The organism is Azospirillum sp. B21 (assembly GCF_008364825.1).
In the GTDB taxonomy this organism is placed as follows: Bacteria; Pseudomonadota; Alphaproteobacteria; order Azospirillales; family Azospirillaceae; genus Azospirillum.
In genome coordinates this window covers 306,801-330,731 of record NZ_VTTO01000007.1, presented here as the reverse complement: position 1 = coordinate 330,731, position 23,931 = coordinate 306,801, and the positions used below count along the sequence as shown (strand labels likewise).

Here is a 23,931-nt window from a genome sequence, read left to right as displayed (position 1 = left end):
TCCCCCTGTCCTCACCCGCACATGCCGCCGCAGCAGGAGCCGTTGCGCCGCGCCAGCAGCCGCTCATAGGCGATGCTGACCACGCCGGCCGGCGGGATCACGCCCTGCAGCAGCGACAGCACGTCGGCCGTCAGCGTGCCGGGCGGGCAGTCCGTCACCTCGCAAACCGATGCGCCGCTGCCGTCCGGACCCAGCCGCGCGTCGTCGGCCGCGACCGCCACGTCGCCGTTGCGGTCGATGCGCACGCGCAGGCTGGTGGCCGCCGCCCCTTCGGGCCGGGCGATGCGGACCTGCCAGACCTCTGGACCCTGCTGCAGGTATTCCCAGGAGAAACCGGCGCCGAACAGGCTGAGGAGTTGGTGGTGCAGCGGGCGCGGGTCATGGTCGTTGACCAGCGAGAAGCCGTCGCCGGGAGTCAGATCCTGCACCGACTGGAAGATCAACTGGTGGCGCTGGTAGGGCGGGATGGCGCGGAGGTCGAGGACCGGTTCGGCCCGTGTGGCCTGGGTGCCTTGGAGGGTTGTGGTCGGCATCGTCGTCCGTCTGGCTGTGGGGGAGCGGCAGGATCGCCATGCACCGCTGTAACCCGGATCGCCAATGCCTTCTTTGCTCCAGCACAAACGCCGGAGAGGGTTTGCGCCGGAGAGGGTAGGGACGTCAGCCGCCCATCGCCTTGGTGAAGGCGTGGTCGTCGTCGGCCGACAACAGGGCGTCGGTTGCCGGCAAATTATGCAACAGAACCCTGCCGTCAGTACGCTTGGCGGTATAGGGCCAAGGCATCTTCATAGGTGACTTCGCGCGGATTGTTGATCAGGAGCCTTTGCACCTTCATGGCATCGGCAGCCAGCATCGGCAGATCATCGCGCCGCACGCCGACCTGCTCCAGTCGCTGCTCCATCGGCATGGCGGCGACCAGATCGCGCATGGCGCCGAGGAAGGCATCCGTCGCCTCGACCGGCGTGGTAAAGGCGCTGCCGGGCAGGATCGCCGAGGCGAGTTCGGCATAGAGCATCTCGGCCGCTGGCCGGTTGAACTCCAACACCGGTCCGAGCATGAGTGCGTTGCTCAACCCGTGCGGCACATGGAAATGGCCGCCCAACGGGTAGGCCAGGGCGTGGACCGCCCCGACCGGCGCGTTGGCGAAGGCGATGCCGGCGAGCAGCGAGCCCTGGAGCATCGCCGCGCGCGCGGCGACGTTGCGTCCGTCGGCGATGACGGTGCGGATGTTGCCGGCCAGCAGGCTCAACGCCCGCAGGGCGAGGCTGTCGGACAGGGGGTTCTTCTTATGGCGGGTGGTGTAGGCTTCGATGGCGTGGACCATCGCGTCGATGCCGGTCATCGCGGTGACCCGCGGCGGCAACCCCAGCGTCAGATGAGCGTCCAGCACCGCCAGATCGGGATAAAGCAGGCTGGAAACCACCCCCTTCTTCTCGCTGGTGGGCGTGGTGACGATGGCGATCGGCGTCACCTCCGACCCGGTGCCGGCGGTGGTCGGCACCTGGATCAGCGGCAGGCGCGGCCCCCTGGCGAGACCGATGCCATAGATGTCCGACAGATCCTGCGGCGTGCCGGTCAGCAGGGCGACCAGTTTCGCCGTGTCCAGCGAGCTGCCGCCGCCGACCCCGATCACGCCGTCGGCCCCGGCCTCCCGCGCCGCCTGCACTGCCAGCGCGACCGACTGCTCGGGCGGGTCGGCCACGACGTCGGAGAACAGGGCGCAGGCGGTGCCGGCGGCCCTGAAGCCGGCCTGCACCGCCTCCAGCAGCCCGCCTGCGACCAGACCCGCGTCGGTGACGATCAACGCGCGGCGGATTCCCAGTCCCTTTGCCATTTCGCCCAGCCGGGTCGCCGCCCCCGCCTCGCACACCAGCTTGGGGGTGGTTTCGAACACGAAGTCCATCATGTCTCGGTCCTCACCGGAAGGGGGGATCAGGCGGTTTCAGCCGGCGCGACCAGCCGCTCCAGCACGGCGCGAAGCGTCTCCGGCAGCGCCGCCGGACGGCGCGTCTCGCGATCGACGTAGACATGCACGAAATGGCCGCAGGCCGCCGGAGTCGGATCATCGTTGCGGAACAGCCCGACCTCGTAGCGGACACTGCTGGTGCCCAGCCGCGCCACGCGCAGCCCGGCCTCGACCCGGTCGGGAAAGCTGACCGGCGCGTAGTAGCTGCAGCCGGTGTCCACGACCAAACCGATCACCGGGCTGGTTTCGATGTCGAGCGCACCGTTCTCGATCAGGTACTGGTTCACCACCGTGTCGAAGTAGCTGTAATAGACAACGTTGTTGACGTGGCCGTAGGCGTCGTTGTCCATCCACCGGGTCGGGATGGTCTGGAAATGGGGGTAGGCGGCGCGGGTGTCGTGCTTGCGGTCCATGCGGGTTCCTCTCTGTCTCGGGTGGGCTTTTTTTGAGGGCTCAGGCAACGTCGAACAGGCCGGCGGCGCCCATGCCGCCACCGACACACATGGTGACGACGACATGGCGCACACCCCGGCGCTTGCCTTCGATCAGAGCGTGGGCGACCAGGCGGGCGCCCGACATGCCATAGGGATGACCGATGGCGATGGCCCCGCCGTTGACGTTCAGCCGCTCGTCGGCGATGCCGAGCCGGTCGCGGCAATGGATCACCTGCGCGGCAAAGGCCTCGTTCAACTCCCACAGCCCGATGTCGTCGACGGTCAGGCCGTGCTGCTTCAGCAGCTTCGGCACGGCGAAGACCGGACCGATCCCCATCTCGTCCGGGTCGCAGCCGGCAACGGCAATGCCCCGGTAGATGCCCAGCGGGTGCAGACCCCGCCGTTCGGCCTCCGCCGCCTCCATCAGCACGCTGGCTGACGCACCGTCCGACAGTTGCGAGGCGTTGCCGGCGGTGACGAAACGCCCTTCCCGGATCTGCTGGCCGTCGCGGAACACCGGCTTCAGCGCCGACAGCCCGGCCAGCGTGGTGTCCGGCCGGTTGCTCTCGTCGCGGTCCAGCGTGACGGTATGACGGGTGGTCTCGCCGGTCGCCTTGTCGAAGCGGGTCATGGTGGTGGTGAGCGGCACGATCTCCACGTCGAAACGCCCGGCGTCCTGCGCCTCGGCGGTACGGGCCTGGGAGCGGGCGGCGTAGGCATCCTGCGCCTCGCGCGGCACGCCGTAGCGCGCCGCCACGATCTCCGCCGTCTCGATCATGGCCATGTAGACGTCTGGGCGGTGCTCGACCAGCCAGGGGTCGCGCCAGCGGTCGACGTTCAGGCGCTCGGTCTGCACCAGCGACAGCGATTCCAGCCCGCCGCCGACCGCCACGGTCATGCCGTCGACGACGATCTGCTTGGCGGCTATGGCGATGGCCATCAGGCCGGAGGCGCATTGCCGGTCCACCGACTGTGCCGCCACCGAGGTTGGCAGCCCGGCGCGCAGCGCGCATTGCCGGGCCATGTTCATGTGGGTGGCGCCCTGCTGCAGCGCCGCCCCCATCACCACGTCGTCGATCTCGGCTGGGTCGATCCCGGCGCGGGCGACGGCGTGGGCGATGGCGTGCCCGCCCAGTGCCTGCGCCTGGGTATCGTTGAAGGCGCCGCGGTAGGCCTTGCCGATGGGCGTGCGGGCGGTCGATACGATGACGGCTTCTCTCAACGGTCCTCTCCTTGGCCGCGGCCCGCGTTCGGACCGGCGGCCTCCGCCGCGCGCTTCAGGATGCGGTCGACATGGCTCAGGCCGGCGTCGATCTCGTGCTGGCGGTCGAGCGAGGCGATCTCGGCGAAGCGGGCGGCCACGGCTTCCGGCGTCCGCTCGCCCTCCGGCAGAAAGACGCCATCCGATTCGACGATGGCGAGCCGGGCATAGGTACCGGCGCCGGCAAGGATCACCGTGCGGCTCGGCGCCTGCTCCGACACCAGGAACAGCGCCGCCGGGGTGACGAAGTCGGGGTTCAGCCGGGCCAATGCCGTCTCGTCGAGGATGTCGGAGGTCATGCGGGTCGCCGCCGTCGGAGCGACCGCGTTGACGTGGATGCCGTTGCGCACCCCCTCCAGATGCAGGACGTTCATCAGCCCGACCAGACCGGCCTTCGCGGCGCCGTAGTTCGATTGGCCGAAATTGCCGTAGACGCCCGAGGTCGAGGTCGTCATCAGGATGCGGCCGTAACCCTGCGCCCGCATGGTCGGCCAGACCGCGTGGGTGACGTTGGCCGCCCCCATCAGATGCACGTCGACGACCGAACGGAAATCCTCCAAATCCATCTTGGCGAAGCTCTTGTCGCGCAGGATGCCGGCGTTGTTGATCAGCACATCGATGCGGCCCCACAGACCCAGCGTGCGCTCGACCATGGCAGCGACCTGCGCCGGGTCGGTGACGTTCGCGCCATCGGCGATGGCCTCGCCGCCGCGGCTGCGGATCTCCGCGACCACGGTTTCGGCGGCGGTCTCGGCGTCGTCGGGGGCGCCGCGGCCGTCGCGCCCGCCGCCCAGGTCGTTGACCACCACCCTGGCACCGCGTGCCGCCAGTTCCAGCGCATAGCCGCGCCCCAGGCCGTTCCCCGCCCCGGTGACGATGGCGACGCGCCCGTCGAAGCGGATGCTGTCAGATTGAATGCTCATGCCGCGTCCACCTGTTCTTTCAAGAGGGTCAGGATGATCCAGTCGGCCGCCAGTGCCGGCTTACCGCCGCCTTCGATCTCCACCGTCACCGCATAGCGTGCGACCAGTTCCCGGTCCGACCGGCGGGTCGCCTCGCTCAACACGAAGCGCGCGCGGACCCGCGCGCCGGACCTGACCGGCGCCAGGAAGCGGACGCGGTCGAAGCCGTAATTGATGACCATCGCTTCCCCGGCAATCGTCGGCAGCACGCCCGTGCCCATCGCGGTCAGCAGCGACAGTGACAGGAATCCGTGGGCAATGGTGCCGCCGAAGGGGGTGTCGCGGCTTGCCCGCTCGGGATCGACATGGATGAACTGGTGATCGTCGATAACGTCGGCGAAGGCGTCGATGCGCTCCTGGGGGATCGCGAACCAACGCGACACGCCGATTTCGCCGCCGACGCGCCGTTCCAGGTCCCCAGGGTCAACAGGTTCGATCATTGAGGGTCTTCCCTGTGTCCGTTTGGCCGTTGAATGGCCGTTGATCGGATGCGGTCGCCACAAAGTTTGCTTGCGCCACGCACAAAAAACATACCAAGTAGTATGTGAGCGTGCCGATCCTGTCCAGGCAGAAATGTTGCCTGAAGCATGGATTGGTCCTAGCTTCGCCGCACTGACCGGCGCCGCGCCGTCGCGGCGGGTCGGGGCGGGCGAAACGGGTTGGTCGTCGACGAACATATTGAGCTGGAACTGGATGATGAGCAGTGAAAAGAACCCGCTGTCGCCCCGCATAGACAAGACCGGGAACATCGACATCCTGATCGCTGCTGCCGAATGCTTCATGGAGCAGGGATACCATGCGACGAGCATCGACGATGTGGCACGGCGTCTAGGCGCCACGAAAGGCCGCATCTATCATTATTATCGCTCAAAGACGGAGTTGTTCTTCGACGTCCACCGCGAGGGGATGCGGCGCAACTTCGAAGCCGTCACCCCAGTGATGAAGGGGCCGGAGCCGGCGGCGCGGCGCCTCAGCGCCATGTTCCGCCAGCACGCCCTCTCGATGATGGAAAATCTCGCCCTTGAGGCGGTGGTGGTTCAGGGCGTGGAGATGCACCGCTTCGGCGCCACGACGCCCGAGCAGCGCCGCACGCTGGCCGAGCTGATGACCGTGCGCAACGACTTCGAGAGCCTGTTCAAGCGGGTCGCCTACGAAGGCGTCGAGGACGGCTCGATCCGCACCAGCGACGTGTCGGTGGCGGTCAAGGTGGCGTTGGGCGCCATCAACTGGCTGTCGATCTGGTACCGCCCCCGTCCGGCGGAGACCCGCGACGACCGCGAGATCCTGGCCGACAAGATCGTTGATTCGATCATGCAGGGGCTGAACGCGCCGGACTGAAAAATGAGAAGCCCCTGAAAATGGAGAAGCCCCCGATCCCGCATCGGAACGAGGGCTTCGGTGTCCATGACGCCGCGGGCCGAGGCCGTGGGCTCGTCAGGCGAGGGTTTCCCGCTTGAAACGGATGCCCGCCGCCTCGCGGTCCCAGCACTCCTCCGTCAGCCCCTCGGCGCGCAGCGTGTGCTTCTGGAGCTTGCCACTGGCCGTCTTCGGCAATTCCTCCACCACCCGCACGTAGCGCGGCACCATGTAGTGCGCCACCCGCGCAGCCAGGAAGCCGACCAGTTCCGCCGGATCGATCGAGGCGCCGGGAACCGGGGCGACGACCGCCAGCACTTCGTCCTCGCCGACCGAACTGGGCACCGCGACCGTCACCGCCTCGCGCACCGCCGGGTGGGCGCAGATCTCCGCCTCCAGTTCGAAGGAGGAGATGTTTTCGCCGCGGCGGCGGATCACGTCCTTCAGGCGGTCGACGAAGAAGAAGCGGCCGTCCGCCTCCATGCGGAAGGCGTCGCCGGTGTGGAACCATCCGTTGCGCATGGCCGCCAGCGTCGCCTCCGGGTTCCGGTAATAGCCGGAGCCGAGAGCCCATGGGCGATGGGAGCGGATGATCAACTCGCCGACGGTGCCCGGTGGCAGCTCCGCGTCGTTGCCATCGACCACGCGCAACTCGAAGCAGGATCGTGCGCGGCCGCACAGGCCCGGCACCATCCCCTCCGGCCCTGCCGTCAGGGGGCTGGCGATCTCGGTCATGTTGTAGACGGTGTGGAGTTCGACGCCGAAGCGCGTGCCGAAGCGCGGTGCGTCTTCGCCGAAGGGGACGATGAAAACCTTCTTGAGGGTATGGTCGCGGTCGTCCGGCCCCGGCGGCGCCTTCAGAAGGAAGCTCGCCATGACTCCAAGCAGCAGAACCACCGTGCTGCCGGTGTCGCGGATCGAGTCCCAGAAGTCCGACGTCCGGAATTCCGGAACCATCGCCATGGACCCGCCCTTGCCCAGCATGCAATAGACGTAAAGCGTGCTGCCGCAATGGAAAATCGGACCGCAGATCATGCAGCGGTCGTCGGCCGTGATGCTGTCGAAGGCGTCCGGCCCCATCGTGTAGATCTGCACGTAGGACGTCACGACCCCCTTGGCCGCCCCGGTCGTGCCCGATGAATACATGATCGCATGCGGGTCCCAGGGCTGGATCGGCCGCTCCAGGTCCAGGTCCAGATCGGCGTCGGCGGGCGCATCGACCAGCGGCGCGATGGTGACGCCGGGCAACTCGGGTGGGTCCGAGTCCGCCGCGCCGACGGTCAGGACCGTAGCCACAGGCCCCCGCTCGATCTCCGCCAGGCGGCTGACCAATGCCGTGTGGGCGATGAGAAGTGCGGCACCGGCATTGTCCAGCATGTGCTCCAGCGGGCGTCCCCGGCTCGCCGTGTTGAGCGGCACATAGACCGCCCCGAGATAATTGATGGCGAACCACGAGGTCAGCAGATCGGGCCCGTTCCCCATCCAGCACAGCACATGGTCGCCCTGGCGCACGCCTTGAGCGCGCAGGGCCGCGGCGCGGCGGCGGACACGCTCCAGCATCTTCCGGTAGGTCCAGGTCTCGCCCCGCCAGAAAGCGACGAACACCGCGTCGGGCTGCAGTTCGGCCTGTCTTTCCAGAAGATTGCGCAAGACGCACTCGTCCGCCGTGGGGATCCGCCCCCGATCATCTCCGTGCATCGCCGAAAACCCTCCCTCTTCTTCCAACCTCGATGTCCAGCCGTTGGGCTGCCCACCGCCCGGCAGCGGCTGCCATTCATATGTTTGCATCACCAACTAAGCGATTGCAACATACTCGGTAGAATGTTAGATCATGAAGGCCGGCTCGAATGGCCGTCGGCTCGGGAGGAGAGGGGGGTGAACGAGATGGGCTTTGTTTCGGTTGAGCGGTCGGACGGGATGGCGCTGGTCCGCTACGACCGTGGCGGACGGGCCAATGCCTTGAGCGCGGAGGCCATGACGGAGCTGACGGACGCGGCCCGCCACCTGCGCGCCGACACCACCATACGGGCGGTGGTGCTGACCGGCACCGCCACGGTGTTTTCCGGCGGCATCGACCTGTCCGACCCACAGCTCTGGCCGACCGGCGGGGATGTCCTGGAGCAGCATGCCGCCATCGAGCGCGGCCGGACCCTGTGCGACGCCTGGGCGGCGCTGCCCCAACTGACCATCGCCGCCGTTGAAGGGCCGGCGATCGGCGGCGGAGGGGTGCTGGCGATGGCGTTGGACTGGCGGGTTTTCGGGCGCGGCGCACATCTGCGCCTACCGGAAGCCCGGCTCGGCTTCACCCTCGCCTGGGGCGGCCTCCCCCGTCTGGTGTCGCTGGTCGGCCCGGCCCGGGCAAAGCGGCTGCTGTTCACCGACCTGCGCGTCGATTCGGGGCTGGCCTTCGACTGGGGCCTCGCCGACCTCGTCGCCGAGGACGGCGCCGTTGTCGCGGACAGCCTGCGGCTGGCCCGTGACGCGGCAACGGTCCCGCCGCTGATCTTGCGCATGACCAAGCGTGCCATCGACGCCCAGACCGACCAGACGCGTCTGGCCCATGGCGACAGCGACCAGTTCCTGCTCGGCCGCCTGCTGCGCGACGCCGCCGGTGCCTGAGCCTTTCCCTCAAAACAGCACAAGAACCGGGAGGATAAACGCATGAAGACGTTCAAGACGGCCCTGCTTGCGGGCTTGGCCACCTTCACTCTGGCCGGCACCCCGATCGGCGCGGCCCAGGCGCAGGTTTCCGACAATGTCGTGAAGATCGCCGTGCTCGACGACATGACCGGCATCTACGCGGACCTCGCCGGACGCGGTTCGGTGGTCGCCGCGCAGATGGCCGTCGAGGATTTCGGCGGCAAGGTCAAGGGCGCGCCGGTCCAGGTCGTCTTCGCCGATCACCAGAACAAGGCCGACATTGCCGCCAGCATCTCCCGCCAATGGATCGACCGCGAACAGGTCGACGTGATCGTCGATGTCGGCAATTCCGCCGCGGCACTGGCGGTGCAGGAGGTGACGCGCGAGACCGGCCGGGTTCACCTGAACTCCACCGCCGGCACCACCGAACTGACCAACGAAAAATGTTCGCCGACCGGCGTCCACTGGACCTACGATACCTACGCGCTCGCCAACGGCGCCGGCCGTGCCCTGACCCAACAGGGCAACAAATCGTGGTTCTTCATCACCGCCGACTACACCTTCGGCCGCAGCCTGGAGACCAACACGGCGAACGCGGTCAAGAAGGCCGGCGGCGCGGTTCTGGGCGCGGTGCGGGCGCCGGTCGCGACGCCGGACTTCTCGTCTTTCCTGCTTCAGGCGCAGGCGTCGGGCGCGCAGGTGGTGGCGCTCGCCAACGCCGGGGGTGACTTCGTGAACGCGGTCAAGCAGGCCAACGAGTTCGGGCTGACCCAGGGCGGCCAGAAGATGGTCGGCATGCTCGTCTTCCTGACCGACATCGACAGCCTCGGCCTCGAGGTGACCAAGGGGATGGTCATCACCACCGGCTGGTATTGGGACACCGACGAGCGGACACGCGAGTTCGCACGGCGTTTCGGCCAGCGGCACGAGGGCAAGATGCCGACCATGGCCCAGGCCGGCGTCTACTCGGCGGTGCTGAACTACCTGAAGGCCATCGATGCCGCCGGCACCGACACGGGTCTGACGGTGGTCAACCAGCTGAAGAGCATGCCCATCGAGGACATGTTCGCTCGCAACGGGAAGGTCCGCGCCGACGGTCGCATGGTCCACGACATGCACCTCGTCGAGGTCAAGAGCCCCGCCGAATCAAAAGGCCGGTGGGATTATTACAAAATCCTCAGCACCATCTCCGGCGACGACGCCTTCCTGCCACTGTCCGAAAGCAAGTGCCCCCTGATCAAGGGCTGAGGATGGCGGGCTGCCGGCACGGCGCGGGAACGTGAGGGAGGCGACGGAGGTGCCGAAGAGTGACGACATCATCCCTTGGCGCCACCGCCGCACCGGAGAATTTTCGCGCATCGCGGCGATGCGCAGCGTAGATTCCGCCGGGTTACAGGACGCCCCTCCATTCTACCAAGGACGTCGATGGCCGGGGGCGACCGACGGGAGAAGCGGCGGACCGTCCGCCACCCCAGGGCCGCCAAGCAGGAGACCGATCCGATGGCCGAAACCGCCGTAGGCCGCTTCACCACCGGTTCGCCGATCCGCCATGTGATGGTGATGACCGCCACCGGCTCTGTCGGGCTGATCGCGGTGTTCGCGGTCGATCTGCTGAACCTGTTCTACATTTCACTGCTGGGCGAACGCGAACTGGCGGCGGCGGTGGGCTTCGCCGGCACCGTCCTGTTCCTGCAATCGTCGCTGTGCATCGGGCTGTCGATTGGCGCCGGAGCGCTGGTAGCGCGCGCGATAGGCGGCGGCCGGCGCGCGGAGGCGGAGAGGCTGGCGGGCTCCAGCCTGATCCTCACCGCGCTGGTCGCCGCAGTGGTCGGCCTGCTGACCTTGCCGCTGCTGGGGCCGGCGATGGATCTGCTGGGTGCCAGGGGAGCCACCAAGGACCTTGCGGTCGGCTATCTGACCATCCTGTCACCGACCCTGCCGTTGCTCGGGCTCGGTATGGGCAGTTCGGCGATGCTGCGGGCGCAGGGTGATGCGCGCCGCGCCATGACCGTCACACTCTATGCCGCACTGCTCACCGCGGCGCTGAACCCGGTTCTGATCTTCGGCCTGCGGCTGGACCTGACCGGTGCAGCGGTGACGGTCGTGCTGTCGCGCTGCCTGCTCGCCGCCGTCGGCTGGCACGGTGTGGCGCGGGTGCACCGGCTGTTCGCCGCCCCGGGTTGGACCGGGCTGATGAAGGATGCCAGGACCCTGGCCGGCATCGCCGGCCCGGCGGTCCTGACCAATCTCGCCACCCCGATGGCCGGCGTCTACGTCACCACCAGCATGGCCCGCTTCGGCGATGCGGCAGTCGCCGGGGCGGCCATCGTCGACCGCATGGTTCCGGTCGCCTTCGGCACGATCTTCGCCCTGACCGGCGCGGTCGGCCCGATCCTGGCGCAGAATCTGGGAGCAGGCCGTCTCGACCGGGTGCGGGCGACCCTGCAGGCCAGTCTGGCGCTGATCGTAGTCTGGGTTCTGGCGGTCTGGCTGGGTCTGTTCCTTGCCCGCGACTGGGTGGTGATCGCCTTTTCCGCCGAGGGCGTGTCGGCCGATCTGGTCCGCCTGTTCTGCACCGCCGTGGCCGGCGGGTTCCTGTTCGTCGGCTTCCTCTTCGTCGGCAACGCCGCGTTCAACAATTTGGGCTTCCCCCTGCTGGCGACCGGGTTCAACTGGGGCAGGGCGACACTGGGAACCATGCCGTTCGTGGCGGCGGGCGGTTGGCTGGGCGGGGCGCCGGGGGTGCTGATCGGACAGGCGGCGGGATCGGTGCTGTTCGGTATCGCGGCGGTCTGGGTGGCGTTTCGGGTGACCGGACGGCTCGGCCATAAGCAGTTGGGCCGGCCCGGAGGCGGCCCGGCACCGGAGGCCATGGCGGTGCCGGCCGACGTTCCGCTGTCCGACAAGGCGGCGGCGGCGCTGACCGTGCAGATCAACCAGCCGTGAGGCGGCACCGGGGGTGCCTCCACGGTGTCCTGCACCGAAGGAAGCGGAATTCCCCCATAGAGCGCGTACAAAGACACGCACAGGATTCACAGTCCAGATTTCACCGATTTTCCGATGAAACCAATGGGTCCCAATTGCACTTTATGGTTCCTTCCAGTGAAAGAACCGGCCGGGCGTCGGCGGCGGCGAGATCGTCCAGCAGGGCGTCAAGCTCCAGCCCATAGGCTTCGGCCGCCTCCCGCACGGTCATGAAAGGCGCCATGGCGCAGCCGGGACAGGCGAGGCCGCGGCGAAGCAGGACCGGCACCACCGCGGGGCGCTCGCGCATCAGCTCGGCCATGGTCATGTCGGCGAGCGTCATCTCGGCCACGGATGATGAGGCGGCCATGGTGGCATGCTCCTGCGCAGGGGACAGGCAACCACCATAGCTGCCCGGCGGCGAGCGATCTTTGCGCCACCGCAAGCGCCCCGCATTCAGCCGCGCGGCGGAACCGGCGGCAGATCCTCGGCGATGGCGACCAGCGCGTGGGGCTTGCGGATCACCACCTGCTGCCGGCCGCTTTCGACGATCCCCTGGCTTTCCCAGGCCGACAGGGTGCGGCTGACGGTGTGCAGCGTGGTACCGGTCATCTCCGCCACGTCCTGGCGCGACAGGGGGAAGTCGATCTCCACCCCCGCCTCCACCCGCCGGCCGGCATGGCGCACCAGACGCAGCAGGGCGTGTGCGATGCGGCGCTCCACCCGTTCGGTCGCGACCTCGCGCAGGCGGTTCTGCACTTCGCGCAGACGGCCACCGACGATGGACAGCGCGTTGCGGGCGATGACGGGATGGCGGTCCATCAGCTCGGTCATCGCGGCGGCCGGCCAGGACAGCTCGACGCAATCCGCCACGGCGACGGCATCGGCCGGATAGAGGCCGTCAGTGAAGATCGCCAGCGTCCCGAACATCTCGCCGGGGCCGATGAAGCGCATCACCACCTGCTGGCCGTCGGGACCGGTCTGCACGATCTTCACCCGCCCGTCGATCAGCGCATGGCCGGCGGCGGCCGGCTCCCCCTGGGTGAACAGGGCGGCGCCGCGGGCATGGCGCCGGGGACGGGCGAGCGCCACCGCCTCTGCCAGAGCGTCGGCATCCAGCCCGGCGAACAGCGGCATGCCGCGCAGAACGGCGGGATCGGGGGGCGGGGGCATGGCGGTCGTCCTGGCTCGGTCCGGGTCTGGCCCGACAGTGTAGCGGCCAAAGCATACCCATTCGTAAGCGAATTTGTTGCCGGTCAAAGCGCGCCCGCCCCCCGGTCGCCAGAATGACCGGACCGGACCACCGAAGAGCCCGCCAATGCATGCCCCCGCCCCCGTAACCAGCGCCCCCATCACAAGTGCCCCCATCACAAGTGCCCATCGCCTGATGTATCCGGCAGCCGCCCTCTATGCCGCGCTTGCCGTGCCGCTGTGGCTGGCGGCGGTCGGCGGCCTGCTGCCGGTGGGCTGGTCGCCGGCTCTGCATGCCCACGAGATGACGCTGGGATATGCGCTGGCGGTGGTCGGCGGATTCCTGATGACGCGGCTGTCGCGGCGAATGGTGGCGGTGGCCTTCCTGTGCTGGCTGGCCGGGCGGCTGGCGCTGCTGGGCGGGTTGCCGGCGGTGGTGGCCCTGCCGGTCGGCATCGCCTATCCGCTGCTGCTGTTCGTGGTCGCCGGCCTGCCATTCCTGCGCACCAGCCGCAGCGGACACAACGCGGTGTTCGGCCCGCTGATCGGCGCCTTCCTGGTGGCGGAGGCGCTGTTCTGGGCATCGGAGTTCGGGCTGGTCTCAGCCGGCCGAATGCCTGTCGGACTGCTGCTGATCGCGACGCTGCTGCTGACCATGGGCGGGCGGGTCATCCCGGCGGCGACGGCCGGCGCCCTGCGCCGCCGCGGCATCACCCTGGCGCAGCGGGTGCAGCCGCGGCTGGAGGCGATGGGCGTCGCCGGTGCCGTGCTCTGCCTGCTGTCGGCGGCGACCGGCCTGCTGCCGCCGCTGGGAGCCGCCGGTGCGGCGATGGCGGGGGCGAGCGCACTGCTGCGGCTGGCCCGCTGGAAACCGCTGCTCCTGCTGGGACAGCCGGAGATCGCCAGCCTGCATCTGGGCTATTTCTGCCTCGGCATCGGCTGGCTGATGATGGGTTTCGCGGAGCTTGCGGGTCTGCCGGCGGCGGCCGGCTGGCACATGCTGGGGGTGGGCGCGCTCGGCATCCTCGCCAGCGCCATGATGATCCGCACCACCCTGCAGCGGGAGGCGGAGCCGGAGCGCTTCCCGCCCGCCGCCACCGCCGCCGTCGCACTGATGGCCACGGCCACGGCTCTGCGCTTGGCGGCGGTCTGGTGGCCGTCGATGGCGCTGCTGGCGGCGGCGGGAGCCTTCTGGACTCTCTCCCAGTTCCTGACCGCCGCCGTCCTGCTCACCCGGCCGAGGCGTGGAAAGCGATGATCCCTCACCCCCGCCGCCAGATCCCCTTGCCCGGCAGCCGGTCGCGGTCATGGCTGCGGTCGAAATCCAGGGCCGGCCCCTTCGGCACGATCATGGTCGGGTTGATGGCGGGATTGACGTAGTAGCCCGCCTTGATGTGGTCGAGCTTCACCGTGTCGCGGATGCCTGGCCATTGGTACAGCTCGCGCAGATAGGCGGACAGGTTCGGGTAGTCCTCGATCCGGCGCAGATTGCATTTGAAGGCGCCGTAATAGGCAGCGTCGAAGCGCACCAGCGTGACGAACAGGCGCCAGTCGGCCTCGGTCAGATGCTCGCCCGCCAGATAGCGGCTGGCCGACAGGTGATCCTCCAGCCGGTCGAGCGTGGCGAACAGCCCGTCGAACGCCTCGTCGTAGCTGGCCTGCGACTTCGCGAAGCCGCAGCGATAGACGCCGTTGTTGACGCTGGCATAGACCAGCTCGTTCCAGTGGTCGGTTTCCGACCGCAGCGGCTCGGGATAGAGATCCAGCCGGTTGCCGGTCAGCCGATCGAAGGCGCTGTTCAGGATGCGGATGATGTCGGCCGATTCGTTGTTGACGATGCGGCGCTCCTGCCGATCCCACAGAACGGGCACCGACACCTTGCCGGTATAGGTGGGATCGCTGGCGGTATAGAGCCGGTAATGGTGGCGGAAGAGGTCGATGCCCTCGCCCGCGTCCTGATCCTCGGCATAGACCCAGCCGTCCTCGCCCAGCACCGGTTCGGCGGCGGACAGGCCGATCACCCCCTCCAACCCCTTCAGCACGCGGAAGATCAGCGTGCGCGAGGCCCAGGGGCAGAGATAGGAGACGTAGAGGTGATAGCGTCCGGCCGCCGCCGGCAGGGTGGGGCGCCCCTCCGCGTCCGGCGCGCCGTCCGGCGTGATCCAGTCGCGGAAGCGGGTCGGCTCGCGGTGGAAGGCGCCGTTTTTGATCTCGCTGGCCGCGATATCGCCCTTCACCCAGACACCATTCACAAGCTGCGGCATCGCGGCCTCCAATCACAAGGGGGTGAAATCGGGGGGTGGAAACGGGAAGGGACCGGCGAACCGGTCCCCTCCACACTGCAACAGACCGGAAAGGCCCTTCGGTCAGGACTTGACCGCCTCGATCTCGATCAGCAGCTGGATGTCGTCGCCGACGGCCGGGGCGCCGTACTTCATGCCGAAATCGGTGCGCTTCACCGTGCCGCGGGCGGAGAAGCCGGCGGTTTCCAGCTTGCTGGCCGGGCTGACGCCGTCCTTGTTGAAGGTGATGTCCAGCACCACCGGCTTGGTCACGCCCAGCATGGTCAGGTCGCCGTGCAGCTTGCCGGTCTTGTCGCCGGTCTTCTCGATCCTGGTGCTCTTGAAGGTCAGCTTCGGGAACTCCTTCGCGTTGAAGAAGTCGGGGGAGCGCAGATGCTCGTCACGCTTGGCGTGGTTGGTGTCGATGCTGGTGGCATCGATGGTGACGTTGACCGTGCTCTTCTCGACCGCGTCCTTGTCGAAGCTGATGTCGCCGCCGACGGTGTTGAAGCGGCCGATCACGTTGGAGAAGCCGATGTGGTTGACGATGAAGGCGACGGCCGTGTGCGCCGGGTCGATCTTGTAGCTGACCGGGGCGGCGAAGGCGGGGGTCAGGGCACCGGCGGCGGTCGCGACGAACAGGGCGGCGGCGAACAGGGTCTTCTTCATGAACGGAGCTCCGGGGATTGGGGGAGAATGACGGGGATGGAGGATCAGTAGGGCGACGCTTCGCCGCCGGTCAGCGCATAGGCCGCACCGATGGCGACCAGCGCCGGAAGGACAGCGACCACCGTGACGGCGGCCGACGAGGCGGCCCGGCCGACCGGACCGTGACCCTGGGGAACGAAGCGGCTGACATGGCCGGCCAGCAGGGCCGGCAGCGCCAGCAGCAGGACGGCGGTCTGCGCCTGGGTGAAAAGAGTCAGCACACCGGCCAGCAGAACCGCGATGCCGGTGGCGACCCGGCCCGACAGGCCCCAGCCATGGCGCTCGACCGGCCAGTTCCACAGCAGGAAGCCGCCGGCCGACGCCGCCAGCGCCAACGCCATCTGGGCGATGGAGGCCGACGAGCCGATCAGCGCCGTGCCGCCGACGGCCAGCGCCAGCGCCAGCAGCGAGGCGGCCGGTGCGGTCGGGCTCTCGGCCTTCTCGGCACCATGCGTCTGCGAACCGCGGGCAAAGGCGACCCACACGGCGGTGGCGAGCAGGATCACGACGCTGACGACCGCCGCCATGGAGTCCAGTGCGGGCAGGGCGATCCACAGCAGCGAACCGGCCAGCCACACCGCCAGCGCCGCCGAAACCGCCCGGCCGCGCAGGCCCGCCGCATCGGCAGCGACACCCAGCAGCAGACCGGCGGCGGAGGACCAAAACAGCTTGCCCATGCTCGACGGCGGGGGCAGGGCCGGCTGGCCGACCACCATCGCGAAGACCACCAGGAACCCGGCGGCGATCCCGGCGGCGGCCAGCGGACGGCGCAGCAGGTGCAGGGCACCGACGAGGATCAGGCTGACTGCCAAGGGCAGGGCGCTGGACTGGACGAAGGGATCTTGAAGCAACTCGGACATGCGGACGGCCGGCTTTGGATGGGGTGGCGCAGGATACGCTTGGTGCAGACCCTAACCTGTGCTCTGGTGAGCGCAAATTGACCAGTTTTGCAAAAAGCATCTGCAGGAATGAGCGGGAATAAATGGGAAACGGTAACAATTGGGATGACCTGCGTTACCTGCTGGCCGTGGCACGGCATGGCTCCCTGTCGGCCGCCGCCCGCGTCCTGGGGGTGAACCACAGCACGGTGCTGCGCCGGGTGACGGCGCTGGAACAAGCCATGGGCGCCCAGCTGTTCGACAAGCTGCCCGGCGGGTATGTGCTGACCGCGGCGGGCGACGAGATGCACCGCGTGGCGCAGAAGATGGAGGAGGATCTGGCCGCCGCCAACCGCCTGCTGTCCGGCCGCGACACCCGGATCGGCGGCAGCCTGCGCGTGACCACCGTCGACATCCTGACCCTCTACATCCTGCCGCACCACATCGCCGCCTTCCGCCGGCTGCATCCCGAACTGCGCGTCGATCTGGTGGCGGCGGAGGCGTCGCTCAGTCTGACCCGGCGCGAGGCCGACGTGGCGATCCGCGCCACCAGCCGGCCGCCGGAGAACCTCGTCGGGCGGGCGGTGTCGGGACTGGCTTTTGCGGTCTATGGCGCATCCTCCCATCTGGACCGGGTCGGCGGTTCCGACGACCTGGACAGGCATCCGTGGGTCGGGCTGGACGAGTCCTTCGAGCACACCTCCCTTGCCCAGTGGATGAAACGGACGGTGCCGGCGGCGTCCATCGGCTACCGGGTCAATTCGGTCGCCGGGGCGGTGGAGGCGGTGCGGGCCGGGATAGGACTCGGCCTGCTGCCCTGCGGGGTGGTGGACCGCGACCCCGCCTTCCGCCGCATCGGCGATCCGGTGCCGGAGGCCGACGCCAAGCTCTGGCTGCTGACGCACGAGGATCTGCGCCACATGGGCCGCGTCCGCGCCTTCCTCGACTTCATGGCCGACGCGCTGACCCGCGAACGCGACCTGCTGGAAGGGCGGTGTCCGATCCCCCTCTCTCCCCCCGATATCCTCCTCTCCCCCCCGCCGTAAGCTTGGCTTACGGCGCCGACAGGCGAAGCGCAGCTTCGCCGAAAGGCGGGGAGAGGGTCGGGGTGAGGGGGCGGCGCGGCGAGGATTCCTCGGAAGGCACACAGTGCATCCCCCTCACCCTAACCCTCTCCCCGGGGGGGAGAGGGGATTCTCCCGGCATCGCGGCCACGGGGCATGTGCATCCGGGCGCCCTGCCCCCGCCGCCGGGTGGACCACTGGAACTGCGGGTCGTCGGCGATCAGGTGGCGGTGGTCGGACAGCCGGTTGCGCTCCAGCCAGCCGACGGTCGCCTCCAGCTCCGACAGCGTCATTTCGGAACGCGCCTTCTTCATCAGTCGCTTCAGCACGGCGTTGTAGATGTGGTAGCCGGTCGGCCCCTCGGCGACGAGGTTGTTGTCCTCGTCCTCGATCACCTGCGCCGCGACCAGCTGGCCGATCCGCTGGCGCAGGTGATGCTCGGCGGCGCTCGGCGTCAGCGGCAGCTCCCCCGGATCGCGCGAGTGGGAGCCGAAATCGGGGCCGGGCGCCACCACCGCGAAACTCAACGCAGTGGCGTTGGATTCCAGCGGGATGATCTCCGGCTCCCGCTCCGTGCTGCGTTCGAAGGGAAGCTCCTGCTGGGGACGGCGGGTCTTCACCATGGCGCGGGTGCCCTGCTGGGTCTCCACCATGGTGCGGAACTGCTCGAACAGCGCGTCGGACGGATGGTAGATCAGCGCCCGCTGCCGGTCATAGGGGCCGCCATGCGGGTCCACCCGCGTCGCCCGCGCGATCGCCTGCTCCAGCCAAGGGCGCGAGCGGATGTGGGTCAGGCAGGCCACATGGGTGATGGACGGCGCGTCCAGCCCCTCATAGGCCATGGCGACGGAGACCAGCACCGCCGGCTCGGGCCGCAGGCGGAAGGCGGCCACCACCTCCTGCGCGTCGCGGCATTCGGAGATGGCAAGCCGCGCCATGCGCCCGGCCTGCTCCTTCGGCATCCAGCCCTGCAACGTCTCCAGATAGAAGCGCGCCGTCCCCTGGTCCGGCGCGATGACCAGCAGCTTGCCCAGTCCCGGATCGTCGCGCCCGCGCGACAGCTTCAGCTCCGCCCGCCGCTTGGCGCGATGCTCCCGGCAGGAGCGATAGGCCTCGCGCAGCATCGCCTGGGCGAAACCGGTGCGCAGCGCGGTGAACAGGGCGTCGCGCGTGTTCTCCCCCGCCTTGGACAGCGCATCGACCCAGCGGTTGGTGCGCTCCGCATCCAGCCACGAGGCCGACCCGTCCATCGCGCCGAAGGTGACGGGCAGGATCGCCTTCTCGGCCAGCGCCTGTCGGCGGGAATAGCCGACCACCGCCCAGCCCGGCGCCTTGAAGTCGATCTCCCGCACCTTGCGGGTTCCCTGCGGCGCGCGATAGGGCAGCCACAGGATCGGACGGCCGTCGGCGCGCTCAAGCGTCCCGCTCATCAGCAGCCGGGCCGACGCATTCTCCAGAAGCGGCAGGATCGACCGGCTCCAGGCGGTTTCCTCCTCGACCGCCGCCATGCGGTCGGTGTCGAACACCGCCGGCAGATGGTGCAGCTCGTCCACCGCCAGCAGGTAGCGGTGACGGCGGAACTCCTGCAGGTGCAGGTCCGGCGCCGCGGCGACCGCCTGGTATGTCGTGATGTAGCCCTGCAGGCCGCGGCAGAGGTCGCGCCCGTTCTCCGCCGCGCGCAGGGCAAGAGTGTGTCCCAAAACTTCGCGCCAGCGCGGATCGACGAAGGCCTCCTCCGCCTGCTGGCGCAGGCTGTCGCGCGGCACGATCCAGCACACCCGGTCGATCCGCCCCGCCTTGTGCAGCGCCGCGGCCATGATGACCGGCAGCAGCGATTTCCCCCCGCCGGGCGTGACCGCCGCCAGAACGTCGCGAACCTCCGTCTGCTGCTGGCCGATGGCGTCGGCGATGGCGCTGACCAGTTGCTGATGGGTTCTCAGCTGCGGCATTCAACCCTGCTCTCGCTGTGGCACGAGGGAGGAGCAAGCCTAAATTCCCGCGAGTCCCCCGGTCATGGGTGCAATCGGAGGTGAGGGACCCCATCGGGAGTAGTGCCGCCTCCGGTCGGGGGCAGCGATTTGCGCCGCCTAAGCCCTATGATGACGGCGGACTGCCGCAGCCTGATGTGCGTACCTGAAAGGGCATGAACCAAGCGCTGCCATACTCCAGACAAAAGGCCGAGTGCCGCACGAACGTCAATTTCTGAGTTGCGTACCTCAAAGCGTCGGAATATGGTTTGTGGCATGAACAATCAAATCAACGATGCACCCCTGACCCTGCGCGACGTGGCGGCGGCGGCCGGCGTCAGCCTTGCGACGGCGGATCGAGTGATCAACGGAAGGCCCGGCGTCAGCGCCAAGACCGCGCTCAAGGTGCATGAGGCGGTGCAGCGGCTGGGTTTCCGCCCGCTGGCGGCTGCGGCGGAGTTGGCGCGGTCGCGCTCCTGGCGCTTTGCCGTGGTCCTGCCCAGCGGCGGCAACCGCTTCATGATGGACATCGCCGACAATGTCCGCGCCCAGGCCGACTGGTTCCGCGCACGGCGCATCGCGGTGGAGATCATCGAGACTGACGTGTTCGACGCCGACATCCTGGCTACGGAATTGACCGGGCTGCCGGGCCGCTTCGACGCGGTGGCGCTGGTGGCGCTGGACCATCCGCGCATCCGCGCAGCCATCAATGATCTGGTGGAAGGCGGCATGTCGGTGGTGACACTGGTGTCGGACGCCCCGTCGTCGCGGCGTCAGCATTATGTCGGCATCGACAACATCGCCGCCGGCCGCACAGCCGGGTCTCTGCTCGGCCGTTTCCTCGGCCCGCCGCGCAAGGGTGAGGCCGGCGGCTCGGTCGGCATCGTCACCGGATCGGGCAGCCTGCGCGACCATGCCGAACGGCGCTTCGGCTTCGGGCAGGTGCTGGCGGAGGAATTTCCCCACCTGACCCGCCTGCCGCCGGTGGAGGGGCGCGACGATCCCGACCGCAACCGCGATCTGGTCCGCCGCATGCTGGCCGGCACGCCCGATCTGGTGGCGATCTACAACACCGGCGAAGGCTCCGTCGGCCTCGGCGAGGCGCTGGCCGAGGCCGGTCTCGCCCGCAAAATCCTCTGCGTCGGGCACGAGCTGACGCCCGCCACCCGCCGCATGCTGCTGGACGGCACCTTCGCCGCCCTGGTCGCCCAGGATCCGGGGCACGAGGCGCGCTCCATGGCTCGGGTGCTCCACGCCCTGGTTACGGGCCAAGAGATCGTCGCGGCGCAGGAGCATATCCGGGTCCAAGTCATCCTGCGCGACAACCTGCCCTGAAGACACCAAAGCCTGAAGGGGCATCAGATAAGGTCGACCGTCATGTTTCTCGGGATCGACATCGGCACATCCAGCGTCAAGGCGGTTCTGACCGACGCCGACGGGGCCGTCGCCGGCAGCGCGTCCCGCCCCTGCACCGTCTCCCGCCCCCATCCCCTGTGGTCGGAGCAGGAGCCGGAGGACTGGGTTTCCGCCGCCGTCGCCGCGGTGGACGAACTGGCCGAACGCCAGCCGGCAGCCCTTGCCGCCGTGCTCGGCATCGGCTTCTCCGGCCAGATGCACGGCGCGGTTCTGCTGGGCGCCGACAACCGGGTGCTGCGCCCGGCCATCCTGTGGAACGACGGCCGATCCCACCGCCAATGCGCGACGCTGGAGGAAACCCTTCCGACACTGCGCTCCATCAGCGGCAACATCGCCATGCCCGGCTTCACTGCGCCCAAGCTGCTGTGGGTGGCGGAGGAGGAGCCGGAAATCTTCGCAGCACTCGCCAAGGTGCTGCTGCCCAAGGCCTATGTCCGCTGGCGCTTCACCGGCGCGATGGTGGAGGAGATGTCGGACGCCTCCGGCACGCTGTGGCTCGACGTCGGCCGGCGCGACTGGTCGGACGACCTACTCGCCGCCACCGGCATGACCCGCGCCCACATGCCGGATCTGGCCGAAGGCTCCGACGCCGTCGCCCGGCTGTCGCCCGATCTCGCCCGCCGCTGGGGCATGCGGGAGCCGCCGGTGGTGGCGGGCGGGGCGGGGGACTGCGCGGCCAGCGCAGTCGGGCTCGGCGCCATCACGCCCGGCGACGGCTTCCTCAGCCTCGGCACCTCCGGCGTGCTGTGGCGAACGACGGACCGCTTCCTGCCCAACCCGGCGATGGCGGTCCATGCCTTCTGCCACGCGCTGTCTGGCGTCTGGCACCAGATGGGCGTCATGCTGTCCTCCGCCGCCTCGCTGGCCTGGGCCGCCTCCACCCTCGGCGCGCCGGAGGCGGAGCTGCTGGCCCCGCTCGGCGATGCGGTGGACGGCCCGTCGCCGGTCGCCTTCCTGCCCTACCTGTCGGGCGAGCGTACCCCCCACAACGACGCCACCGCGCGCGGCCTGTTCGCCGGCCTGTCTGCGGAGACCGGCCGGAACGCCATGGTACAGGCCGTGCTGGAAGGCGTCGCCTTCGCCGCCCGCGACAACCTCGTCGCGCTGGGGGCGGGTGCGCCCACTTCCTTCGACCTTGCCGGCGGCGGTTCCCGCTCGCGTCTGTGGGCGCGGATCTGCGCCGACGCGCTGGGCGTCACCATCCACCGCATCGAGGACGGCGAGGTCGGTGCCGCTCTCGGCGCCGCCCATCTCGGCCGCATGGCCGCAACCGGAGAGTCCCCCGCCACCGTCTGCCGCAAGCCCCGCCGCCTTGAGACCTTCACCCCCGATCCGGCCCGCACCGATGCGTACAGCCAGGCTTGGCTGCGCTGGCGCCGGCTCTACCCCCTTGCCAAGGAGTTCGCGTCTTGAGCACCGCCTCATTCTTCGGCGACCTGTCCCCGGTGGCCTATCGCGGACCGGACAGCCGCGACCCGCTGTCCTACCGCTGGTACGACAAGGACCGTGTGGTGCTGGGCAAGCGGATGGAGGACCATCTGCGGCTGGCCGCCTGCTACTGGCACAGCTTCTGCTGGCCGGGCGGCGACCCCTTCGGCGGCGAGACCTTCCTGCGCCCATGGATGCGCCCCGGCCTCGACCCGATGCAGGCGGCGCGCGCCAAGGCCGATGTCGCCTTCGAGATGTTCCGCCTGCTCGACGTTCCCTTCTTCTGCTTCCACGACCTCGACGCCGCACCGGAGGGCGCCACGCTGGTCGAAAGCGTCGACAACCTGAAAGTCATCACCGAACTGTTCGCGGCCAAGATGGAGACCGCCAAGGTCCGTCTGCTGTGGGGCACGGCAAACCTGTTCTCCCACCGCCGCTACATGGCCGGTGCGGCGACCAACCCGGACCCCGACGTCTTCCTCTACGCCTGCGGGCAGGTGCGCGCGGCACTGGAGGCCACCCATGCGCTGGGCGGCGCCAACTACGTCATGTGGGGCGGCCGCGAGGGCTACGAGACGCTGCTGAACACCGACCTGAAGCGCGAGCTGGACCAGATGGGCCGCTTCCTGGCGATGGTGGTGGAGCACAAGCACAGGATCGGCTTCGACGGCCCGATCCTGATCGAACCGAAGCCGCGCGAGCCGACCAAGCACCAGTACGACTTCGACGTCGCCACCGTCTACGGCTTCCTGGAGCGCTACGACCTGCTGGCCGACGTGCGGGTGAACATCGAGCAGAACCACGCCATCCTCGCCGGCCACAGCTTCCAGCACGAGGTGGCGCTGGCGCTGGCGCTCGGCATCTTCGGTTCGCTCGACATGAACCGCGGCGACGCGCTGCTGGGCTGGGACACCGACCAGTTCGCCAACGACATCGGCGAGCTGACAGTCGTCATGCACGACATCCTGAAGGGCGGCGGCTTCACCACCGGAGGCCTGAATTTCGACGCCAAGATCCGCCGCCAGTCGCTCGACCCGGAGGACCTGCTGCACGGCCACATCGGCGGCATCGACGCCTGCGCCCGCGCCCTGCTGCAGGCGGCTCAGATGCTGGAGGACGGCGCCCTGACCAAACCGCTGGCCGAGCGCTACGCCGGCTGGGACGGCGCGGAGGGACAGGCGATCCTGTCCGGCGGACGCGACCTCGCCACGCTCGCCGACCGGGCGCTGACCTCGGGCCTCAACCCCCAGCCCCGCTCCGGCCGGCAGGAGTATCTGGAGAACGTCGTCAACCGGTACGTTTGAATGGGGATGGTCCAACAATCCCCGTACCAAGTCCCCTCTCCCCCCCGAGGAGAGGGTTAGGGTGAGGGGGTCGCATCGCGGCCCTTCGACAAAAATCCAGCATGTGCATCCCC

General features: G+C 68.9%; 22 protein-coding genes. 9 read left to right on the top strand and 13 right to left on the bottom strand.

The window, feature by feature from the left end:
- Window positions 1-11: 11 nt before the first annotated feature.
- The 6 genes from FZ983_RS19210 to FZ983_RS19185 form a co-directional block, all read right to left on the bottom strand.
- On the bottom strand, window positions 12-533 hold the full coding sequence (locus tag FZ983_RS19210) for a DUF2249 domain-containing protein (protein ID WP_149225119.1): 522 nt from the start codon (window positions 531-533) through the stop codon (window positions 12-14).
- A gap of 215 nt (window positions 534-748) precedes the next feature.
- Entirely contained in the window at window positions 749-1,903 is a 1,155-nt protein-coding gene (locus FZ983_RS19205) for an iron-containing alcohol dehydrogenase (RefSeq protein WP_149225118.1), read from the bottom strand.
- Window positions 1,904-1,929: 26 nt separating this feature from the next.
- Complete coding sequence (locus FZ983_RS19200) at window positions 1,930-2,376, bottom strand: thioesterase family protein (RefSeq protein ID WP_149225117.1); 447 nt, start codon at window positions 2,374-2,376, stop codon at window positions 1,930-1,932.
- A gap of 40 nt (window positions 2,377-2,416) precedes the next feature.
- Window positions 2,417-3,619, bottom strand: a complete 1,203-nt coding sequence (locus tag FZ983_RS19195; protein ID WP_149225116.1) for an acetyl-CoA C-acyltransferase — start codon at window positions 3,617-3,619, stop codon at window positions 2,417-2,419.
- A complete protein-coding gene (locus tag FZ983_RS19190) occupies window positions 3,616-4,581 on the bottom strand; it encodes an SDR family NAD(P)-dependent oxidoreductase (RefSeq protein ID WP_149225115.1) in 966 nt (321 codons plus the stop codon). The genes FZ983_RS19195 and FZ983_RS19190 overlap by 4 nt, the downstream gene beginning before the upstream one ends.
- Window positions 4,578-5,060 carry a MaoC family dehydratase gene (locus FZ983_RS19185; RefSeq protein WP_149225114.1) on the bottom strand — a complete coding sequence of 161 codons (483 nt, stop codon included), beginning with the start codon at window positions 5,058-5,060 and terminating at the stop codon, window positions 4,578-4,580. Before FZ983_RS19185 ends, FZ983_RS19190 begins: the two co-directional genes overlap by 4 nt.
- A 256-nt stretch (window positions 5,061-5,316) precedes the next feature.
- Between FZ983_RS19185 and FZ983_RS19180 the strand changes: the two genes are divergently transcribed.
- A complete protein-coding gene (locus FZ983_RS19180; RefSeq protein ID WP_149225113.1) occupies window positions 5,317-5,958 on the top strand; it encodes a TetR/AcrR family transcriptional regulator in 642 nt (213 codons plus the stop codon).
- A 96-nt stretch (window positions 5,959-6,054) separates the two neighbouring features.
- Here the strand turns inward: FZ983_RS19180 and FZ983_RS19175 are convergent, their stop codons facing one another.
- Window positions 6,055-7,626: an AMP-binding protein gene (locus tag FZ983_RS19175; RefSeq protein ID WP_247883836.1), complete on the bottom strand. Its 1,572-nt coding sequence runs from the start codon at window positions 7,624-7,626 to the stop codon at window positions 6,055-6,057.
- A gap of 234 nt (window positions 7,627-7,860) precedes the next feature.
- Between FZ983_RS19175 and FZ983_RS19170 the strand changes: the two genes are divergently transcribed.
- From FZ983_RS19170 to FZ983_RS19160, 3 genes are all read left to right on the top strand, one after another.
- Entirely contained in the window at window positions 7,861-8,595 is a 735-nt protein-coding gene (locus tag FZ983_RS19170; protein WP_247883842.1) for an enoyl-CoA hydratase/isomerase family protein, read from the top strand.
- Window positions 8,596-8,637: 42 nt separating this feature from the next.
- The gene (locus tag FZ983_RS19165; RefSeq protein WP_149225110.1) at window positions 8,638-9,864 is read left to right on the top strand and encodes an ABC transporter substrate-binding protein; all 1,227 of its coding nucleotides are present in this window, start codon (window positions 8,638-8,640) and stop codon (window positions 9,862-9,864) included.
- A gap of 177 nt (window positions 9,865-10,041) precedes the next feature.
- Complete coding sequence (locus tag FZ983_RS19160; RefSeq protein WP_247883835.1) at window positions 10,042-11,562, top strand: MATE family efflux transporter; 1,521 nt, start codon at window positions 10,042-10,044, stop codon at window positions 11,560-11,562.
- Between the two features lie 100 nt (window positions 11,563-11,662).
- Here FZ983_RS19160 and FZ983_RS19155 read toward each other — a convergent pair whose 3' ends face one another.
- Together FZ983_RS19155 and FZ983_RS19150 are read right to left on the bottom strand one after the other, a co-directional pair.
- Window positions 11,663-11,950 carry a DUF1858 domain-containing protein gene (locus FZ983_RS19155; protein WP_247883834.1) on the bottom strand — a complete coding sequence of 96 codons (288 nt, stop codon included), beginning with the start codon at window positions 11,948-11,950 and terminating at the stop codon, window positions 11,663-11,665.
- An 86-nt stretch (window positions 11,951-12,036) separates the two neighbouring features.
- A complete protein-coding gene (locus FZ983_RS19150) occupies window positions 12,037-12,753 on the bottom strand; it encodes a Crp/Fnr family transcriptional regulator (protein WP_149225108.1) in 717 nt (238 codons plus the stop codon).
- 145 nt (window positions 12,754-12,898) lie between these two features.
- Between FZ983_RS19150 and FZ983_RS19145 the strand changes: the two genes are divergently transcribed.
- Window positions 12,899-14,029: an NnrS family protein gene (locus FZ983_RS19145; RefSeq protein ID WP_149225107.1), complete on the top strand. Its 1,131-nt coding sequence runs from the start codon at window positions 12,899-12,901 to the stop codon at window positions 14,027-14,029.
- 4 nt (window positions 14,030-14,033) lie between these two features.
- Here the strand turns inward: FZ983_RS19145 and FZ983_RS19140 are convergent, their stop codons facing one another.
- The 3 genes from FZ983_RS19140 to FZ983_RS19130 form a co-directional block, all read right to left on the bottom strand.
- Window positions 14,034-15,035 carry a glutathione S-transferase family protein gene (locus FZ983_RS19140; protein WP_149225106.1) on the bottom strand — a complete coding sequence of 334 codons (1,002 nt, stop codon included), beginning with the start codon at window positions 15,033-15,035 and terminating at the stop codon, window positions 14,034-14,036.
- Window positions 15,036-15,137: 102 nt separating this feature from the next.
- Window positions 15,138-15,722: a YceI family protein gene (locus tag FZ983_RS19135; protein ID WP_149225105.1), complete on the bottom strand. Its 585-nt coding sequence runs from the start codon at window positions 15,720-15,722 to the stop codon at window positions 15,138-15,140.
- Between the two features lie 44 nt (window positions 15,723-15,766).
- Complete coding sequence (locus FZ983_RS19130; RefSeq protein ID WP_149225104.1) at window positions 15,767-16,621, bottom strand: hypothetical protein; 855 nt, start codon at window positions 16,619-16,621, stop codon at window positions 15,767-15,769.
- Between the two features lie 122 nt (window positions 16,622-16,743).
- On the opposite strand from FZ983_RS19130, the gene FZ983_RS19125 reads away from it, so the two are divergent.
- Window positions 16,744-17,685: a LysR family transcriptional regulator gene (locus FZ983_RS19125; RefSeq protein ID WP_149225103.1), complete on the top strand. Its 942-nt coding sequence runs from the start codon at window positions 16,744-16,746 to the stop codon at window positions 17,683-17,685.
- Window positions 17,686-17,804: 119 nt separating this feature from the next.
- On the opposite strand, the gene FZ983_RS19120 is transcribed toward FZ983_RS19125, so the two are convergent.
- Window positions 17,805-19,652: a DEAD/DEAH box helicase family protein gene (locus FZ983_RS19120; protein WP_247883832.1), complete on the bottom strand. Its 1,848-nt coding sequence runs from the start codon at window positions 19,650-19,652 to the stop codon at window positions 17,805-17,807.
- A gap of 294 nt (window positions 19,653-19,946) precedes the next feature.
- Here FZ983_RS19120 and FZ983_RS19115 point away from each other — a divergent pair, with 294 nt between their 5' ends.
- Genes FZ983_RS19115 through xylA form a run of 3 tightly spaced genes read left to right on the top strand, consistent with a single transcriptional unit; the run spans window position 19,947 to window position 23,818 of the window.
- Window positions 19,947-21,005, top strand: coding sequence for a LacI family DNA-binding transcriptional regulator (locus tag FZ983_RS19115; RefSeq protein WP_149225102.1), 1,059 nt, complete (start codon window positions 19,947-19,949; stop codon window positions 21,003-21,005).
- 42 nt (window positions 21,006-21,047) lie between these two features.
- Window positions 21,048-22,499, top strand: coding sequence for a xylulokinase (gene xylB / locus FZ983_RS19110; protein ID WP_149225101.1), 1,452 nt, complete (start codon window positions 21,048-21,050; stop codon window positions 22,497-22,499).
- A complete protein-coding gene (gene xylA, locus FZ983_RS19105; RefSeq protein WP_149225100.1) occupies window positions 22,496-23,818 on the top strand; it encodes a xylose isomerase in 1,323 nt (440 codons plus the stop codon). Before xylB ends, xylA begins: the two co-directional genes overlap by 4 nt.
- Window positions 23,819-23,931 lie beyond the last annotated feature (113 nt).

What these genes read in the sequence shown, in the direction of transcription:
- FZ983_RS19150 (WP_149225108.1), bottom strand. Translation starts at nt 12,753, where the DNA reads ATGCCCCCGCCCCCCGATCCCGCCGTTCTGCGCGGCATGCCGCTGTTC.
- FZ983_RS19210 (WP_149225119.1), bottom strand. Translation starts at nt 533, where the DNA reads ATGCCGACCACAACCCTCCAAGGCACCCAGGCCACACGGGCCGAACCG.
- FZ983_RS19205 (WP_149225118.1), bottom strand. Translation starts at nt 1,903, where the DNA reads ATGATGGACTTCGTGTTCGAAACCACCCCCAAGCTGGTGTGCGAGGCG.
- FZ983_RS19160 (WP_247883835.1), top strand. Translation starts at nt 10,042, where the DNA reads ATGGCCGGGGGCGACCGACGGGAGAAGCGGCGGACCGTCCGCCACCCC.
- FZ983_RS19115 (WP_149225102.1), top strand. Translation starts at nt 19,947, where the DNA reads ATGAACAATCAAATCAACGATGCACCCCTGACCCTGCGCGACGTGGCG.
- FZ983_RS19145 (WP_149225107.1), top strand. Translation starts at nt 12,899, where the DNA reads ATGCATGCCCCCGCCCCCGTAACCAGCGCCCCCATCACAAGTGCCCCC.
- FZ983_RS19130 (WP_149225104.1), bottom strand. Translation starts at nt 16,621, where the DNA reads ATGTCCGAGTTGCTTCAAGATCCCTTCGTCCAGTCCAGCGCCCTGCCC.
- FZ983_RS19120 (WP_247883832.1), bottom strand. Translation starts at nt 19,652, where the DNA reads ATGCCGCAGCTGAGAACCCATCAGCAACTGGTCAGCGCCATCGCCGAC.
- FZ983_RS19155 (WP_247883834.1), bottom strand. Translation starts at nt 11,950, where the DNA reads ATGGCCGCCTCATCATCCGTGGCCGAGATGACGCTCGCCGACATGACC.
- FZ983_RS19170 (WP_247883842.1), top strand. Translation starts at nt 7,861, where the DNA reads ATGGGCTTTGTTTCGGTTGAGCGGTCGGACGGGATGGCGCTGGTCCGC.
- FZ983_RS19135 (WP_149225105.1), bottom strand. Translation starts at nt 15,722, where the DNA reads ATGAAGAAGACCCTGTTCGCCGCCGCCCTGTTCGTCGCGACCGCCGCC.
- FZ983_RS19185 (WP_149225114.1), bottom strand. Translation starts at nt 5,060, where the DNA reads ATGATCGAACCTGTTGACCCTGGGGACCTGGAACGGCGCGTCGGCGGC.
- FZ983_RS19200 (WP_149225117.1), bottom strand. Translation starts at nt 2,376, where the DNA reads ATGGACCGCAAGCACGACACCCGCGCCGCCTACCCCCATTTCCAGACC.
- FZ983_RS19180 (WP_149225113.1), top strand. Translation starts at nt 5,317, where the DNA reads ATGAGCAGTGAAAAGAACCCGCTGTCGCCCCGCATAGACAAGACCGGG.
- FZ983_RS19190 (WP_149225115.1), bottom strand. Translation starts at nt 4,581, where the DNA reads ATGAGCATTCAATCTGACAGCATCCGCTTCGACGGGCGCGTCGCCATC.
- FZ983_RS19125 (WP_149225103.1), top strand. Translation starts at nt 16,744, where the DNA reads ATGGGAAACGGTAACAATTGGGATGACCTGCGTTACCTGCTGGCCGTG.
- FZ983_RS19140 (WP_149225106.1), bottom strand. Translation starts at nt 15,035, where the DNA reads ATGCCGCAGCTTGTGAATGGTGTCTGGGTGAAGGGCGATATCGCGGCC.
- xylB (WP_149225101.1), top strand. Translation starts at nt 21,048, where the DNA reads ATGTTTCTCGGGATCGACATCGGCACATCCAGCGTCAAGGCGGTTCTG.
- FZ983_RS19165 (WP_149225110.1), top strand. Translation starts at nt 8,638, where the DNA reads ATGAAGACGTTCAAGACGGCCCTGCTTGCGGGCTTGGCCACCTTCACT.